Source organism: Streptomyces sp. NPDC026522 (assembly GCF_055567555.1).
Window position 1 is genome coordinate 78,611 of the sequence record NZ_JBVHQF010000019.1, and the last position, 15,730, is coordinate 94,340.

A 15,730-nucleotide genomic window follows, 5' to 3' on the forward strand; every position below is an offset into this window, starting at 1 on the left:
GGTTCAAGGGAGTGTCCGCAAGCGCCGGGATTTTTGGAATTTCAGGCTCGTTATTACAGGCTGGCTTGGCGGAGTGATCTGCTGAACAGCGCACCCAGGCTTGCGGCGCCTGCGAGGATTGCGCAGCCGGCCATTGCAGCGGCCGGGCCGAAGCGGCCGACGGTCAGGCCGGTGAGGGCCATGGAGAGTGGTGTCAGGCCTGTCAGGGCGAGAGCCATGAGGCTCATCACCCGGCCGAGAAATTTTGGATCGCTGCTCCGCTGGATCAAAGGGATGATCATGGCTGCGACGAATCCGATGGTGAGTCCGAGGCCGGCGGCGACCGCGGCAGCGACGGTGAGCCGGGACGTCGAACCGACAGTTCCAAAGCAGGAGGTACCGAGAACCGCACAGGCCAGGATCAGTGGTCCGGCACGGTTGACGTAGTTCTTGAGGAAGACCATCGACAACGGGCCCAGGATGGCGCCCGCTCCGAACGCGCTGTTGATCAGGCCGATGCCGAACGCTCCCCAGCCGCGTTCTTCCGCGATGAGCGGTACCCCGACGTTGACGGCACCGGTCAAGCTGAACTCCAGGGCGGCCATGAGCAGCAGAGCACTGCGCAGGAGGGGATGGGAGAGGGCGTATCTCAAGCCGCCCAGTGTTTCCTGCCACAGCCCGGAGCGTGCGGAGGGCGAGGTCGGAGGGTCGGGCGTGCGCAGGAACCACAGGGCGATGGCAGATATGCCGAATGTGGCGGCATTGATCCCCAAGGAGAGTGCGATACCGCCGACTCCGGCGGTCAGTCCGCCGGCCGGACCTCCTGCGATGGTCGCGGCTCTGGAGAGGCTGGTACGCAGACCTTGGAGGCGGGCTAGTTCGGTCCCGTCCACTAGGTGGACGGGCAGGGTATTGGCCGCGGGTTCGAACACGGCATCGAAGACGCCGAACACGCACGCCACGGTGGCGAGTGTGAGAGTGCCTGGGTGAACCGCAGTGGCGTACAGGGCGAGTCCGGCCATGAGGAGCAGCCGCGCCGTGTCGCTGCCGAGCATCAGTCTGCGGGGCCCTAGCCGGTCGACGAGACTGCCTCCGGCCAGTAGCAGACAGACTTTGGGCAGCGCGCTGACCGCGAGGATCAGACCCGCGCCAGTGGCGCCGCCCGACTGCACGGCGGCGACGGCGAGTGCGACGATGAAGAACTGATCGCCGAATTGTGAGAGAGCTTCGCCGCCGAGCCAGGCGATGAGTCGGGGGTCTTTGAGTCCTTTGCTCAGCGGGGGTAATGCGGCAGTCGCGGTCACGGTTGATACGGGATTCCGTGGACGATGACGACGAAACGCTCGCCTTCACCGGGTGCCGCCTGTTCCTTGGCGTAGCGGTCCAGAAGCGCGGTGAAGTCCGCATGGAGCGAGTCGAGCTGCCCCGGGCTCAGCCGCAGCGTCATGTCGCTGTTGAAGGAATGGTCTTGGTCACCAGCTCGATGTGCGCTGTCCGATTGCATGTGCTTCTCAAGGATCTCGATGTGGCGTGCGATGACGGCTTGGCCGAGTGTCTTGGCGGCAACCTCGGCGCCCGGTTCGGCAGCCAGATCCTTGGCTGAGAGGCGCAAGCCGCCCTCGACGACCTTCCACCAGCGTTCGCGGCCGTCTCCACCGTGGTTGGGGGCTTCCTCGATGAGCCCGTACCGGTTCAGCTGAGCAAGGTGATAGCTGACCAGGGGCACCTTCTGGTCCAGCTCGTTGGCCAACAAGGTGGAGGTGGCCATGGGATGCGCCGCGAGGGCGTGAAAGATCCGCAGGCGCAATGGCTGCGCAAGAGCGCGCAATGCAGCCGCGGTGGTCACAGGCCGTGACGGGTGTTCAGGCATGCTGCAACTCTAGATGTTCAGTGTTAATTGCGCAACGAACACTGAACAATAAGTACTGAACAACGGGTCGGAGGTAGCCCGTTCCTGCGCACGAAGGAGAACTCTGTGGCACCCCTCAACAGCGCCGCCTACCCGACTGCCCCCAAGGCGCCCGTCGTCGACCATCTCCATGGCTACGAAGTCCACGACCCGTACCGTCCTCTGGAGGACAGCGCCCAGCCCGCCGTCCAGGACTGGCTCGACCGACAGGCGTCGCTCACCGCGTCCGCCAGCAGCACCTGGCCCCACCTCGGACACTTTCAGCAACGCATAGCCGAGCTGTACTCCGTACACCGCAGCGGCTTGCCCCGATGGAGCGGAACCCGGACCTTCCGACTGCACCACCGTCCAGGGGACGAGCACCCCATCCTCGTCACATCCGACCGCGGCGGCCCTGAACGGACGCTCCTGGACCCGGCAGCGCTGACCCCCGGACATGGCGCAGTGCTCGAACGCTGGGATCCCTCGCCCGATGGGACGATGGTGGCCTGCCAACTCTCCACACTCGGCAAAGAGCACGCTCGGCTGTTCGTCCTGGACTCAGTCACCGGCCGAACCCTCGACGGCCCGATCGAGGGCTTACGCCATTCCTCAGTTGCCTGGCTGCCCAGCGGCGCGGCCTTCTACTACGCCACCAGCTCCACAGTCACCGGCACCGCGCGACCCGACGCCGTATGGCTCCACACGCTGGGCTCCAAGCCCGAGAGCGACATCCTCGTCACCGCAGCGCCGCCTCACGAAGTCAGCTACCACCACCTGAGCATCACCCCAGACGGTCGCTGGCTCGTCATCACTCGCACTCGAGGCTCCGCTCCCCAGACCTCCCTGTGGCTCCTCGATCTGACTGCCGGCCACCCCCGGCCGGTCGCCCTGCCCACTGCCAGTAGCCGCACGCTTGCCCACATGCATCAAGGGACCCTGCTGCTCTTGACCAACCACCATGCCCCGCGAGGGCGCCTCTGCACGGCCACACCCGAAACCCGCGGCCCTGGCGACTGGAACGAGCTCATTCCGGAAGACCCTGCCGCCGTCATCACTGACTTCGCAGTCCTTGACGCACCCGCTCGGGACCGCCCTCTCCTCGCAGTAGTCCGAAGCCGTCACGCACTGAGTGAAATAACCGTGTACGACCTCCACAGCGGGCAACACCGGTACAGCATCGATCTGCCGGCCCCGAGCACCGTCACCACTCTGGCCTTCAACCCAGACGACAACCACCTCTGGATCGAATACACCAACGAGACCACTCCCACCGCGATCCTCCGCTGGACCCCCTCATTCCCACGACCGCACCGCCCGCACAGCCGCCCCGCCGGCCATGACCTGCATGCCAGCACCGTAATTTATGCCTCGAAAGACGGCACCCAGGTAAGGATGCGGATCATCGCTTCCGGCGCAGCGCAGCCACATACCCCTCGACCCACGCTCCTGTGCGGGTATGGAGGCTTCGGCGTCAGCCTCAGCCCCGCCTACTCTCCCGACCTCCTGGCCTGGGTGGAGGCCGGCGGCGTCTGCGCCATAGCCCACTTGCGGGGCGGCGGTGAAGAGGGGCAAACCTGGCACGATGCCGGACGGCTCGCCCACAAGCAGAACACGTTCGACGACCTGCACTCCGCCGCCGAGTATCTGGTCGACAACGGCTGGACCACCCCCGCCCAACTCGGCTTGAGTGGAACTTCCAACGGCGGCCTCCTCGTCGGCGCCGCCATCACCCAGCGTCCGGACCTCTATGCCGCCGCCGTCTGCACTGCCCCTCTCCTCGACATGGTGCGCTACACCCTGACAGGCCTCGGCCAAACCTGGACCGGAGAGTACGGCGACCCCAGCGATGCCGAGCAGTTTGCATGGCTCCTCGGATACTCCCCCTACCACCAGGTCCGGCAAGGCACGGACTACCCAGCTGTCCTCTTCAATGTCTTCGGCAACGACACCCGCGTCGACCCTCTCCACGCGCGCAAAATGAGCGCCGCACTTCAAGAGGCCACCACAAGCCGGCGCCCCGTACTTCTCCGTGAACAAGCCGAAGCCGGACACGGAACCAACGGCCTGTCGGCCACAGTGGACCTAGCCGCAGCCAGCAGCGCATTCCTCGCACACCACCTGGGGCTTTCCCCGGGCATGCCTGCTGACATCGGATGAAGACAGGGCCTGCTTGGCGGCACCCGCATACAGCTCAGGCGTGCGAGCAGCGCATCATGATCGCTGGTCAGATTCCTGCCGCGCCCGGAGCCCGCTCTGCGGGCGGTGGTTCAAGTCCTCCTACAGCGGTGGGACGAGCGTCATTTGCCTGCCGATTCGGCGATTGAAAGATCACTACGGCCCTCCTCTCCTCATGGGGGGAGGTGAGGGCCGTGGCCGTGTTCCGCTACGGCCGGCTGATTTGCAGGGATCGCAGCGGCTCCGCGATGGCGTACGAGTCCACTTGCAGGCTGCGGATGTCGTTGATCAGGTGCCGCCACGACTTGTACGAGGTGTCGACCGGCTTTCACGAGGCCTCCAGGTAGGCGATGGCAACCCCGTAGCCGTACGCCTCGTTGCGTGCAGGGAGGGGACACAGGAGTACGCACTTCTCCAGGAAGACGGCAGCGCGCCAGAAGGCGTCGGGGTGTTCCTGGTCGAGTCGGGGTGGGTCCACGCGGTGGCGGGCGGCCATCCCGACGAAAACGCTCAGGTCGTTCACCGTCAGGTCGGTGCGGAGGATGTCCTCCTGGCACGCCAGGAGGACATCGGTAGTCGACGAGCAGCTCCACGGATTCAGGCGCCCGCGGAGTCTGGTGCGTGGGAGCCGGCGGGAGCCCGCCGAAGTCGGCGTCGAACTGGTCCAGGATGCCCGAGGTGGCGATGACCCGGCGAAAAGAGGCTGTGGCGGTGTCTAGTGCTCTGACCGCATTGGTTGGCCGGGTTGGACGTCGGGGCGGTTGGATGTGCGGTGACGTCCGTTCGAGTGTTGGGGGCGTGGTGGCTGAGCGTGTCCGTGTGCGCAGATTGATCGATTAGGAGGGGCAGAAGCAGCAGCAGATCGTGCGCCGCGGCAGCACCAGCTCGGTGCGGTTCCGGTGGGCGATGATGCTGCTGGCCTCGGCGGGCGGGAACCGGGTGCCGGTGATCGCCCAGTTGGTGCAGGCCGACGAGGACACCGTCCGGGACGTGATCCACCACTTCAACGAGATCGGCCTGGCCTGCTTAAACCCTCAGTGGGCGGGAGGCCGTCCCCGCCTGCTCAGTCCTGACGACGAGGACTTCGTCGTGGTGACGGCCACCACCCGCCCGGCCAAGCTCGGCCAGCCCTTCACCCGCTGCCGGACGGCGCCCCGATCTACGTCATCATGGACGACCTGTCCGCCCACAAGGGCGACACGATCCGGCGCTGGGCGAAGAAGAGCCGGGTCGAGCTTTGCTTCACCCCGACCTACGCGTCCTGGGCCAACCCGATCGAGGCACACTTCGGGCCGCTGCGGCAGTTCACCGTCGCCAAGTCCAACCACCGCAACCACACGGTCCAGACCCGCGCTCTGCACGCCTACCTGCGCTGGCGCAACACCAACGCCCGCCACCCCGACGTGCTGGCCGCCAAGCGACGCGAGCGGGCCCGCATCCGCAGCGAGAAGGGCATCCGATGGGGCGGGCGGCCGATTACCCGGGCAGCTTGATCGGTCGGCTGGGTGAGACTTGCCCGGCCGAGCCTCAGCAGTGGCCGTCCACCCGGGTGCCAGTTGCTGGAGCGAGATTGGGCCAGGGACGGCCTGCTCTGTCGGAGGCGGCGGACCGCAGGAGATCGAGAAGAGCGCAGCCCGGGTAGTCGCGGAAGCTTGCCCATTCCAACCGGTAGTAGCAGCTCCAGTAGCTCACGACCCGGCGCTGGGTGCGTGCGAAGAAGAGCGGGTTCTCCACGATGAACTGCCCGTATGCAAGGTGGCCTGGGTTGCCTGGCGCTGCGAGATCACGAAGCTCATCGACGATGGCACTCAGGATCTCCACGACGTACTCGCCGACCAACTGCAGGACGTACGGGAGGACCCACGGATCCACAGAGCCGACGATTTCTGACAAGTGGCGCTGCCTGACCCTCCCATCGCAGTGCCTTGAGTACAGGCAGTGCAGAAGCTGCCGCTGACGCGGCGGGAGCGACGCGACCACGTCAGCCGGCGGCTCGTCGTGGTAGAGACGCCCGGGGACGAACACCTCCTGGCCCTCGACGATAACCGAAAACGGGTTGACCGGTCCCCAGCGAGAAGCTGGCATCACCGCCAGCACTGTCTCGACATCGCCAGCCAAATCGGCTGGAAACGCCGCGATCAGAGGATCGCTGTTGTCGGAGAGCGGCTGCACAGGCTGAGCATAGGCGGTCCTGGACAGGAGGCCGAGATCGCGTGCCCGGAGCCACCCATCCGGTGAACGTATGCGGTCACAGCACTAGACGGCCCGCAGGCGGCGCCGGGTGCGGGTTGCCCGGGTCGGGCCAGTCGTCGGCGGAGAGGCCGTACGAAGGAGGCTCCCAGCTCGCCGGGGCGTAGTGCCGGTAGGGCGTCGAACCGAGGGCGGCCCGTCGCCGAACTCCGGTCCAGGGCCCGGGCGGCGGTGCTCAGCACCCGCCCAGGCTCGCCCGGGGCGACGAGGAGGGCGTACGCCACGGCGAGGAGGAGCTCCCGCGCCGGCGGGGTGGCCCGCCGATCGCCGTAGATCCGGTGAGCGGTCCCCGCGTACGTCTCCGCTCAGTCCAGGCGCGGCGCGTCGGCGGCCGCGCTCACCCGAGGACCGGCCGCGCGTGGACGGGATGTGGATCTCCCCGCCGCCGCCGCAGTCGAAGTCGTCAGGTCGGCTACCTCGCGGGCGCCGCGCAACGCGTCCTCCCGCGTGGGGAAGGTCGCGAGCCCCTGTCCGGAGTAGTGGGACAGCCGCCAGGGGTTGGCGACGCCGTCGCCCTCCTCGCGGAGGTCTGCGGGCAGCTCGAAGACGTGCAGGCCGGGCACTGGCTCGGCGCCCGCCACGGTGCGGATGCTGCTGGAGCCCGACACGCGGATACGGCAGTCCACCACGGGCAGCGCGCTGCCGTACGGGTCCACCTCGGGGTGCGTGAAGCGAATCGGCTTGCCGAGTGCTCGGGCGCAGTCGATCTCCGAGCGGGTGGAGTCCCCGATGTAGTCGCCGACAATCAGCACTTCGTCGGCGAGCCGGATCTTCGCGCGGTGCAGCTCGTCGAGGCGGTACTTCAGGTCCTCCGCGTCCGCCGTGTCGGCCCACACCGCGTGCGGCTCCTTCATGTTGCAGCCCGGGCGGACGACGATCCGGCCGGCTACGGTCTCCTGGAGGTCCGCCTCGGCCATCTCGTCCATGAAGCGGGTGGACCCGCAGATGGCGACGATGACCGGCAGGCCGAGGCCTCGCTTCGCGGAGACGAGGTGTCGTTCGGGGGTGAGTAACTGCGGTTGTGACACGGGGCCGTTCTCCTCTACTTGGGGTCGAAGATGCTGTGGAAGGCGTCGCGGAAGACGGCCACGTTCTCCTCGGTCATTCGGTACGCGATGGCCTTCTGCCAGCTGACGTGGTCGGGGTCGTAGTGGGGGAAGACCGGGGCGTCGATGCCGGAGGGCCACCACTTCCGCCGCTCGCCTCGGGTGACCGCGCGGGACAGGGCGATGGTCGGACCGCGCAGGTCGCCGCCGAAGTGCTGGCGCAGTTCCTCGGCGTTCTTGTCGCCGTCGGCCTCCACGACGAGCCGCGCGAAGGTGAGCGCGTTGGCCGGCAGCGACGCGAGGTACTGCACGGCGCGTTCGATATTCCACGCGGTGTCGGTCGTCACCGCGAGCTCTGCGCGGTGCTCGGCGAGCAGCTCGAGCAGTTTCCGCTCGAACTCGGGGGAGGCTCCTTCGATGGTGATCTTCACGAAGGGCTCCGGTGAATTCTTGCACGGTTCTTACTTCGGTTCTGCATGGGAGGAGCATGCCGGAGCCCGGCCCGCTTCGTCCAGACCCCATGGAGAATCTGGCCAGAATGCTGCACGAACGAGTGAACCAGCGCCCCATGGGTGTCAAGTTGGGCTACGTTGCGAGCGCAGGCAGGGGGTCTGAGCTCTGGGGATGTGCCGCTCAGGCCCCCTGAGGGACGCTGCGGGTGGTCTCAGTCGGTCTCGTGGGCCGCGCGCCGGCGAGGTCGGCGCCGAGGCCGATGCGCGTCTGCCCGCCAGCCCTTCGCCTGCCACCTTGACGCGCCCGCGGTTCCCGCCACACCCACCCCTAAACGTTGAGGGCTGGCCGGCCGGGCCGCGCACGGGCGCGGCTCCGCCCCGGCGGCGATGGGGACCACATACAAGAACTGGTATGTGGTCCTGCGGGCCAGAACAACGACTCACGGACCAGGTTCAGCCCGGTGCGCCTTCTAATGGCGCCAGCGCTCCACGTACTATCGGCGAATCTAATGCCGCCTGTTAATCCGAGAAGCAATCCGGCGCTAATTCCGCATCTAATTAGCGCATGGATCTGTGTACTGGGTGGGGTGGTGCAGTATTGTGTGTCACGTAACTCGCGAGACATTCGGACTGTGGCGCTGCGAACGTGCACGTCAAAGACCCGCCGCGGCGCCTTCACCGCGACGGGCCCACCCGGGACCAGTCGGCCGGACGTGTCTCTCGCACGTCCGGCCGACTACCCCAGGAACGTGCGGACGAGCCGCACAGCGTAGTACAGCAGGGCCATCACCGGCACGGCGCGACGTGCCGAGAGCCGGATCCGAGCCCGTACCCGCCGCAGCCTGTGACGGCGCGGCGAGCCGCTGTCCTCCGCATCAGGGTCCCTCACGGCACCCCTCCCTTTCCCTCGGGGAATCGGCCCGCACGTTGCGGACCTTCGGCACGCCACGTCGACGGTGCACCGAAAGACAGCACCGGAGCACCGCTGCCCCAAGGGTTTAGCACGAGAAACAATATCCAACATCGGGATGCCGGAACAGTCGAAAGTGAAGAAATTCGAGGTAGGGCAGAATTTCTTCTTCGGTGCCGATTCGATAAAATCGAAATGTGTGGCAGTGTCCTGTTGGAACACGTCGGCGGTGTTCGGGCTCAGTCGGCGTCGCGTGCCAGTGCGCCGGCGAGGTCGGCGCTGAGGCCGTAGCCGGGACTGTCGTCGAGGAGTTCCCGGCGTCGGTTATAGAGCTGGGTTGTGCGGGGATCCTTGTGGTCAGCCCACTGCTGCACCTTGTCCGGCCGGGCGTCCGGCTTCGCCAAGGCATGGGTGACGGCGTCACCCTTCACGCCGTGCGGCCCACGCAGCGGGAGCCCAGCGCGCTTGGCCAGTGACTGGAGGAGCCGCCACACGGCCGGTTCGTCGAGCTGGGCGCCGGATGCGGTACAGAACAGCCAGCCGGTGGTGCGGCCGTCGAGGTACTCCACCAGCGCGTCCCAGGTGGCCGGCGGGATCGGCTTCTTCTTGCGGCCGCCGCCCTTGACCTTCTCCAGGAGCAGCACGCGGTGCCCCTTGTCGTACCCGAGGTCTTCCACGCGGACGTTGAGCAGGGAGTCGATGCGCAGGCAGCAGGTGTAGAGCGTCATCAGCAGGGCGTACGCGCGCTTGCGGTAGGCCGCGACGCGGTGCTCGTCGCGGGCGACGGCCACGAACCGGGCCCACTCGGCTTCGGTGTACCCGGGCGTGGGTGAGTAGGTCGGGTCGACGTAGGGCCGCTGGACCGCGTCGAAGGGGTTCTTCACCCCGTAGTCGCTGACCTTGTCCAGGTAGACGAAGAAACTGGAGGCCGCCGACAGCGCGTTCTTCCGCGATGCGTCCGAGTACGGCTTGCCGGTCCGGGCCATCTCGCCCCGCCGGCCGCCCTTGACCCGCACCCACGTCGGGGTGGTCTCCAGGTACATCCGGAAGGTATCGGCGAGGACGAACTTCACGGCCATCGGGTGCTCGCCGTGGTCCCGGGCGAACTCCTCGAAGGCGCGGAAGCCGCGAGCGTAGGACTTCTGCGTGTTAACCGAGCGCTGGTGCGCGATCCAGGCCGCCGCGAGCGTCGGCAGAAGGTCGTCCTCGCCATAGATGGCGACGAGATAGTCGTACAGCTTCCGCGCATGCTCCGGCCACAGACCGCGAGGGTCGCGCCGGAACGTCGAGAGCGTCGACCGGGGCGAACGGGCAACCTTCGAACCCGGCATGTCGGGTGATTCACCCGTTAGCGGGGCATCCTGATCGGGCGTCAGCATACGCACAGGATAACCGTAATTATCCTGTGGGTTCATGGAGACGCCCCGAACGTCAATAACACCCTGACGCCCACGCTTTGTCAGGCTTCCACTGACGGGACGCGATGTCAGGAGCAAGCATCCGCGGATGCTGGTCGTTTACTGCCTGACACTTGCCAGATGTCAGCCTTGGGCTGACGTTATGAAGGTGTCAGGCCTAAGCTGACGGCATGACCGAGACGAACCCGCAACCCGACGCCAACCCCGAACCGGACCACCCGTACACCACGGCCGCCCTTGCGCGGCTCCTGCTCTCCGACGCGTACCGCGAGACGGCCCAGACCGCGCTCGGCCGTGTCGGAACCCAGGACGACTCCTCCGACACGGTCGTGCCGGGCGACTTCGTGCGCGAGGCTGCCGACCTGATCCGACTCGCCGAGCACGCCCAGCGCCGTGCCGTCGTCTACGAGCGCGAGCGCGGCACCAGCTGGGAGGACATCGGCGAAGCCCTGGGCATCACCAAACAGTCCGCCCACGCCCGCTTCGCCGAGTACGTCAACGAGTGGAGCGAGCCGTTCGACAAGCCCGAGCGCCGGCACCCGGACGGCACCGCCGACGACCGGCGCATCCCCTACGGCGTCCGCTATGTACCGGGCGCTGCCGTTCCCGCGAACGGCAGCGCGGAGAAGACCGCTGCCGCACTGGACCAGTGGCTGCGCCAGCAGGACGGCTGGGCCGACCAGGAAGACCCGGTCAGCGGCAGCCTGCCCCGGTACTCCACCCTGGAGATGTTGCTGCTCGTCGGTCACGCCGCGCACCGCATGCGGATTGACCAGCTGGTTCCCGACCCCCATGCGGAGGCAGACCTCTGGGAGTTCCACGCCGAACTCCAAGAGCGCACGGTCCGTGAGAGCGAGCGCGGGGGCCTCCCCCTCCACCCCAAAATCGACTACCCCCGGGAAGCCGCCCGCTCCCGGGCCCGCGCCGCAGCCCTGCGCGAGGCCGCCGGCCGCGCCAACATCCGCGACGCCCAGCCCGCCGGATCCGGCGGAGAAACCGGGGTGAGCCTCCGATGACCGAAGCCGCCCGGCCGAAGCCACCCGGCCGAAGCGGCCCATGTCGCAGAAGAAGGCCCGCGAGTTCGTAGACGAAGCGCACCTGGTCCTCAGGAACGCCGACACCCGCCACTACGAAGCCGTCACCGGCGACGGCGTCGTACTCGGACACGTCGAGCCCGCGTACAAGGCCGGACGCCGCTCCGGCTGGAACGGGTGGCTTTGTTCACGAGAACACAACAGGCTCTGGCGCAACTTCTGTGGTGTCGAGTCGAAGCTCGGCGTACGAGGCAAGAGCACGCCGGGAACCGGCAGAAGCCCGGTCGGCGTACTCCACAGAAGTTGTGACCAGAACCTGTTTCAGTTGTGCCCTGCCTGTGCACGCCACCCGCGACCAGGCAGGAGCCGAGGCCCTGCGGCAGTGAATCGCGGCCACGTCCAGGCCCAGACTGGACTGACTCAGCGGTCCCGGCGCGGATGATCACAGGGCGGTTTCGTGCAATCCCGTCACCCGCCCGGCGTCGGGCTGACAGAATGGTTCAGCTGGGCTTGAGGACAGTGGAGAACCTGCATGAAGTGACCGCTTGGAAATGCGGCGCGAACAGGCCATGTCCCCCGCCAAACGTCCGGACCCGGGACGGTTGCCTGGCACTCCATTACGAGCCTTGTTGTGCCCGAAGGAGGACGACGCGACGGGTCCGCGTCGGCCTGCATACATGCATGACCTCTTCCCCAACACCCTGGCCGGAGTCTTGAGCGGTTTGGGAACCGCCGTCGTCTTGGCCGCAGCAGCTTGGACTCGTGTACTTCTGGGCTCTCGCAGCAGGTCGGCGGCGCCCGATTCTCGAACGAGTCCTGTCCTTCTCGCTCTGGGAGCGAACGAAGCGGTGAGGCCGTCCGAGGCTTCATCCGCCCAGGGAAGGACGCTCATGCCGCAGATCCGCACCTTCACCGCCCTCAGCACCCGCGCCGCCGACGGCCGCCCGGCGCAGTTCATCACGGCTCAGCCGGTCGGCGCGGTCGTCGTCCAGCAGTTCGGGCCCCGCCCGGAGCGGTTCCTGCTCACCGACGTCCAGCTGATCGACGGCTCCTTCGCCGCCGAGCCGCTCGACCGATACCTGTAGCCCCACGGAGCCGTCCCTACGCGGGAGCCCGCAAACGTTCAATGCGAACAGCCCCCTCGACCTGGTGGTCGAGGGGGCTGTTGCGTTGGTAGCGGGGACAGGATTTGAACCTGCGACCTCTGGGTTATGAGCCCAGCGAGCTACCGAGCTGCTCCACCCCGCGTCGGTAGGACCAGCCTACGCCACTGGCCCCGTGCTTCCGATCCTCCGCTCCCCAGCAGGGCGCTGGGGTCAAAGTCTCCAGTGCTGGTTGCAGCCAAAGTCCGGGGCCGTGATGCACCCCTCCCGTCCACCAGGCATTTTCGAGGCGGTTCCCGGCCCCCGAGCTCACCTCTCGGCGGTCTGGTAGGCCATCAGGTTGTCGCCTGAGGGGTCGATGGCAATGCCGGTGTAGCCGTTGACGAGGTCGGGGGCGATGCCTGGCTGGGTCGGCATGTCCGCGCCGGTACGGGCGTCCAGGGCCACGTTGCCGTTGCCGGTCTTGCCGTAGACGCGTCCGTGCCATACGGAGGTCACCTTGGGTGCGATGCGGCCGGCCGCGTTGTCCGGGAGCTGCCACAGGGTCGCTCCGGTGGTGGCGTCGAAGCCTACGACGTGGTCTCCGCCGAAGCAGACGACCGCGGCTGCGCCGTCGTGATCACATCGCGGGCCGCCCGGCGGGAGCCCGTTCTGCTTGACGGCGCCGGTAGCCGGGTCGAGGAACCGCCGGTAGGTGAGGCGGTAATCCGACTTGCTGCGTGCTGTGAGAAAGACGAGGTTCGGTCCTGCGGGCTGCATGTCGACTGCGTAGAGTTCCTCGCCGCGCCAGCGCTCGGCGCCCGAGGCCAGGTCGTACCCGACGGCAGTCGAGTAGTCGTCGGTGGGGGACTTCCTCTCCTCTCCCACCACCACGCCGCCCGCGACCGCGGAGGCCTTGAGCATGTCCCGCGACCAGAGCACCCGGTGGGTGGTGAGGTCGACGGCGTACGAGGTCGAGGCCGCGTAGACCACATCTTCGTGGGTGATCGTGAAGACCGCGACGTTCCCGGCGGTTCCGACGACCGAGACTGCCAGCCGACCCGACACATCCTTTGTCCAGTCCGGCACCGAGACCGTGGTCCGCCATGCGAGCTTTCCGGTGGCCGCATCCGCCGCCACAAGTTCCGTCGAGGTACGCGGGGCCTGCGTCCCCACCCCCGCCTGGCGGGTCACGAACGGGGCAAGGACCAGCGGCGAGGCGCCCTCGGTGACGACGGGCGGTGCAGCGTAGTTGCGGTTGTTCCGCGTGAGTGGGGTGAGCGGCTCGGCCCCCGGTGTGATGGTCTTGCTTTCGGCGTAGGTGGTGTCGAAGGCGAGCAACCGATCCTCGGTTGCCACGTAGGCCATTTGCTGGTGCAGCGCCACCGGCATCCGCGCGGCGGAGAGCCAGGTGCCGCCCACGCTCAGCAGGCCGGAGGATGCCTCCCACGGCATGAGGATCCCCGACGTCCTGAACCGCTCCGGGGGATCATGGGCCACTCGCGGAGGCACCGCCGGCGTGCTGACGGCGGTGACCGGCGGGGCCGCGTCCACGCGATCCGTCCCCGCCTTGGTGCACCCAGCCGTGGCGGCAATCGCCAGCACAGCACTGACAGCGAAGCACCGGTGTAAACGCAGCGACTTCAAGCGCCCTCATCCCCTCGTAAGCAAATGATCACTCTAGGGGAGATTCTGTTGATGTCGCCTCGCTCGGCAACAGCGACGCACTCACCTCTTAGAGATCGTCTCAACTGGCTTGATCACTAGGCTCACGGGCGTGATGGCGATGGTGGAGCGGCTGGTGCCGGATGGGTTGTGGGAGTTGTTCCAGCGGGTGGTTCCGGCTGCTCCAGTGCGGCCGCAGGGTGGTGGACGACGCAGGTATGGGGACCGGCAGGTGTTGGCGGCGATCGTGTTCGTGGCCACGACGGGCTGTATCTGGCGACAGCTGCCGCCGGTCTTCGGTCCGTCCGGGCCGACCGCGCACCGCCGGTTCACCGAGTGGAGCCGGGCTCGGGTGTGGGGCAAGCTCCACCGTTTGGTCCTGGACGAGCTCGGCGCCCGCGGCGCACTGGACTGGTCGCGGTGCGCAATCGACTCGGTGAACATGCGGGCGGCGAAAGGGGGGACCTGACGGGTCCGAATCCCGTAGATCGTGGCAAGAAAGGCTCAAAGATCCACTTGATCACCGAGCGGACCGGTCTGCCCATCTCCGTCGGCATCTCCGCCGCCAACACCCATGACAGCCAGGCCCTGGAACCCTTGGTCAGGGGTATCCCACCCGTCCGCTCCCGGCGCGGACCCCGTCGCCGACGGCCCGACAAGCTCCACGCCGACAAGGGCTACGACTACGACCACCTGCGCCGGTGGCTCCGGTTCCGAAACATCACGCCGCGCATTGCCCGCAGGGGCATCGAGTCCTCCCAGAGGCTGGGCCGTCACCGTTGGACCGTGGAGCGAACGGTGGCCTGGCTAGCCGGCTGCCGCCGCCTGCACCGTCGCTACGAGCGCAAGGCGGAACACTTCCTGGCCTTCGCCGGAATCGCCGCCGCCCTGATCTGCTACCGCCGACTCGACCAGCCGGCCAGATCACACGGCGCCGAGAAATCCCGGATCGACGCCATCGAATTGTCGGCATGAGTCCCGGGCGACACCAAGCAACTCCGTCATGGGCACAGCTCGACGGCTGATCGCGGAGAGGTCCTGACGTGCCTCGGTAGACCACAGCGGCGGAAACAGCGACAGGCCCTGATCACCGTTCAGTGCCTCGACCTCATCCTTCCAGCCGGGCCAGCGAAAATCCGCATAGAACTGATCAAGGGCCCCCGATGCCAGCCAGGCCATCCACGCTGAGTGACCGACCCCCAAAGCCTCCCAGCGAAGCGAATCCGGGGCGAAGTAGATCATCTCCCCAGGAGCCCCAGGACGCCCGTGGCTCGCCGGATCTCCGCCGTTGAGAACGAAGACACCGCCCAGCACGTCCTGGGCCACGACCAGACCAAGATCCGCCCGCCACGCAGGGTCGAACGCTCCGGGGAGCTGATTGACCCGCGCCAGACTCGGCACCCCACGCGTCACCCCGTCCACGGGGCTGCCGAAGACCCGCAACCATCCGCCGTCCACCAGCAGACCACCACAGTGCAGCACCACCGCGCCCAAATACGACCTGGCCGTGACCTGCAACTGGAGAAGCGATGCCTTCCCCAGGCCGCCATCAGCCGGGAGCACCTCGACGGACACCGGCCCGGCACCGATGATCTCCCTGAGTTCATGCCAAGCCGGTTCGTCAACGTAGATCAACTCGCTCAACTCACGCATGCCCGCATCGTCGCACCCGCACCATGCGCCCCGACCGGCAGGGCGCTTCGACGCACCAACCGCCTATCGAGACGACCTCTTACTGATCTTTTCGTAAGTTCGGTGGGTTTGGTGGGTGGATGGTCAGGCCGGTATGGGCGAGGAACGACCATGGCAGTCGGGGGTTGGTGTTGAT

At 67.3% G+C, this 15,730-nt stretch carries 12 protein-coding genes, 1 tRNA gene and 2 pseudogenes; 5 read left to right on the forward strand and 10 right to left on the reverse strand.

Annotated features, from left to right (window positions below; all coding sequences use genetic code 11):
* Positions 1-53: 53 nt before the first annotated feature.
* Together ACZ4M3_RS34355 and ACZ4M3_RS34360 are read right to left on the reverse strand one after the other, a co-directional pair.
* Positions 54-1,283, reverse strand: a complete 1,230-nt coding sequence (locus ACZ4M3_RS34355) for an MFS transporter (RefSeq protein ID WP_467739438.1) — start codon at positions 1,281-1,283, stop codon at positions 54-56.
* Positions 1,280-1,849 (reverse strand): helix-turn-helix domain-containing protein, encoded by a 570-nt coding sequence (locus ACZ4M3_RS34360; protein ID WP_467739440.1) that lies wholly within the window; start codon positions 1,847-1,849, stop codon positions 1,280-1,282. Before ACZ4M3_RS34360 ends, ACZ4M3_RS34355 begins: the two co-directional genes overlap by 4 nt.
* 105 nt (positions 1,850-1,954) lie before the next feature.
* Here ACZ4M3_RS34360 and ACZ4M3_RS34365 point away from each other — a divergent pair, with 105 nt between their 5' ends.
* Positions 1,955-4,027 carry a prolyl oligopeptidase family serine peptidase gene (locus ACZ4M3_RS34365; RefSeq protein ID WP_467739441.1) on the forward strand — a complete coding sequence of 691 codons (2,073 nt, stop codon included), beginning with the start codon at positions 1,955-1,957 and terminating at the stop codon, positions 4,025-4,027.
* Positions 4,028-4,373: 346 nt separating this feature from the next.
* On the opposite strand, the gene ACZ4M3_RS34370 is transcribed toward ACZ4M3_RS34365, so the two are convergent.
* Positions 4,374-4,568, reverse strand: coding sequence for a hypothetical protein (locus ACZ4M3_RS34370; protein WP_467739443.1), 195 nt, complete (start codon positions 4,566-4,568; stop codon positions 4,374-4,376).
* 338 nt (positions 4,569-4,906) lie between these two features.
* On the opposite strand from ACZ4M3_RS34370, the pseudogene ACZ4M3_RS34375 reads away from it, so the two are divergent.
* Positions 4,907-5,538, forward strand: a pseudogene (locus ACZ4M3_RS34375) (helix-turn-helix domain-containing protein).
* A gap of 34 nt (positions 5,539-5,572) precedes the next feature.
* On the opposite strand, the gene ACZ4M3_RS34380 reads toward ACZ4M3_RS34375, so the two are convergent.
* From ACZ4M3_RS34380 to ACZ4M3_RS34395, 4 genes and pseudogenes are all read right to left on the reverse strand, one after another.
* The gene (locus ACZ4M3_RS34380; protein ID WP_467739445.1) at positions 5,573-6,217 is read right to left on the reverse strand and encodes a hypothetical protein; all 645 of its coding nucleotides are present in this window, start codon (positions 6,215-6,217) and stop codon (positions 5,573-5,575) included.
* Between the two features lie 719 nt (positions 6,218-6,936).
* A pseudogene (locus tag ACZ4M3_RS34385) lies at positions 6,937-7,323 on the reverse strand (hypothetical protein); the annotation flags it as partial.
* A gap of 14 nt (positions 7,324-7,337) precedes the next feature.
* Complete coding sequence (locus ACZ4M3_RS34390) at positions 7,338-7,772, reverse strand: hypothetical protein (protein ID WP_467739447.1); 435 nt, start codon at positions 7,770-7,772, stop codon at positions 7,338-7,340.
* 1,170 nt (positions 7,773-8,942) lie between these two features.
* Positions 8,943-10,034 (reverse strand): tyrosine-type recombinase/integrase, encoded by a 1,092-nt coding sequence (locus tag ACZ4M3_RS34395; RefSeq protein WP_467739449.1) that lies wholly within the window; start codon positions 10,032-10,034, stop codon positions 8,943-8,945.
* 257 nt (positions 10,035-10,291) lie between these two features.
* Here ACZ4M3_RS34395 and ACZ4M3_RS34400 point away from each other — a divergent pair, with 257 nt between their 5' ends.
* Together ACZ4M3_RS34400 and ACZ4M3_RS34405 are read left to right on the forward strand one after the other, a co-directional pair.
* Positions 10,292-11,137, forward strand: coding sequence for a hypothetical protein (locus tag ACZ4M3_RS34400; protein ID WP_467739451.1), 846 nt, complete (start codon positions 10,292-10,294; stop codon positions 11,135-11,137).
* A gap of 908 nt (positions 11,138-12,045) precedes the next feature.
* Positions 12,046-12,240, forward strand: a complete 195-nt coding sequence (locus ACZ4M3_RS34405) for a hypothetical protein (protein ID WP_467739453.1) — start codon at positions 12,046-12,048, stop codon at positions 12,238-12,240.
* A gap of 86 nt (positions 12,241-12,326) precedes the next feature.
* On the opposite strand, the gene ACZ4M3_RS34410 is transcribed toward ACZ4M3_RS34405, so the two are convergent.
* Positions 12,327-12,403: transfer RNA gene (locus ACZ4M3_RS34410), tRNA-Met, on the reverse strand.
* Positions 12,404-12,567: 164 nt separating this feature from the next.
* A complete protein-coding gene (locus tag ACZ4M3_RS34415) occupies positions 12,568-13,884 on the reverse strand; it encodes an outer membrane protein assembly factor BamB family protein (protein ID WP_467739455.1) in 1,317 nt (438 codons plus the stop codon).
* A 139-nt stretch (positions 13,885-14,023) separates the two neighbouring features.
* Here ACZ4M3_RS34415 and ACZ4M3_RS34420 point away from each other — a divergent pair.
* Positions 14,024-14,877, forward strand: a protein-coding gene (locus ACZ4M3_RS34420) for an IS5 family transposase (RefSeq protein WP_467739469.1) whose coding sequence is annotated in 2 segments (ribosomal slippage) — positions 14,024-14,354 and positions 14,354-14,877 — 855 coding nt in all. Because the reading frame shifts where the segments join, the coding sequence is not laid out codon by codon here.
* Here the strand turns inward: ACZ4M3_RS34420 and ACZ4M3_RS34425 are convergent.
* Positions 14,827-15,555, reverse strand: coding sequence for a DUF2625 domain-containing protein (locus ACZ4M3_RS34425; protein ID WP_467739457.1), 729 nt, complete (start codon positions 15,553-15,555; stop codon positions 14,827-14,829). The two genes, ACZ4M3_RS34420 and ACZ4M3_RS34425, sit on opposite strands and share 51 nt — an antisense overlap.
* Positions 15,556-15,730 lie beyond the last annotated feature (175 nt).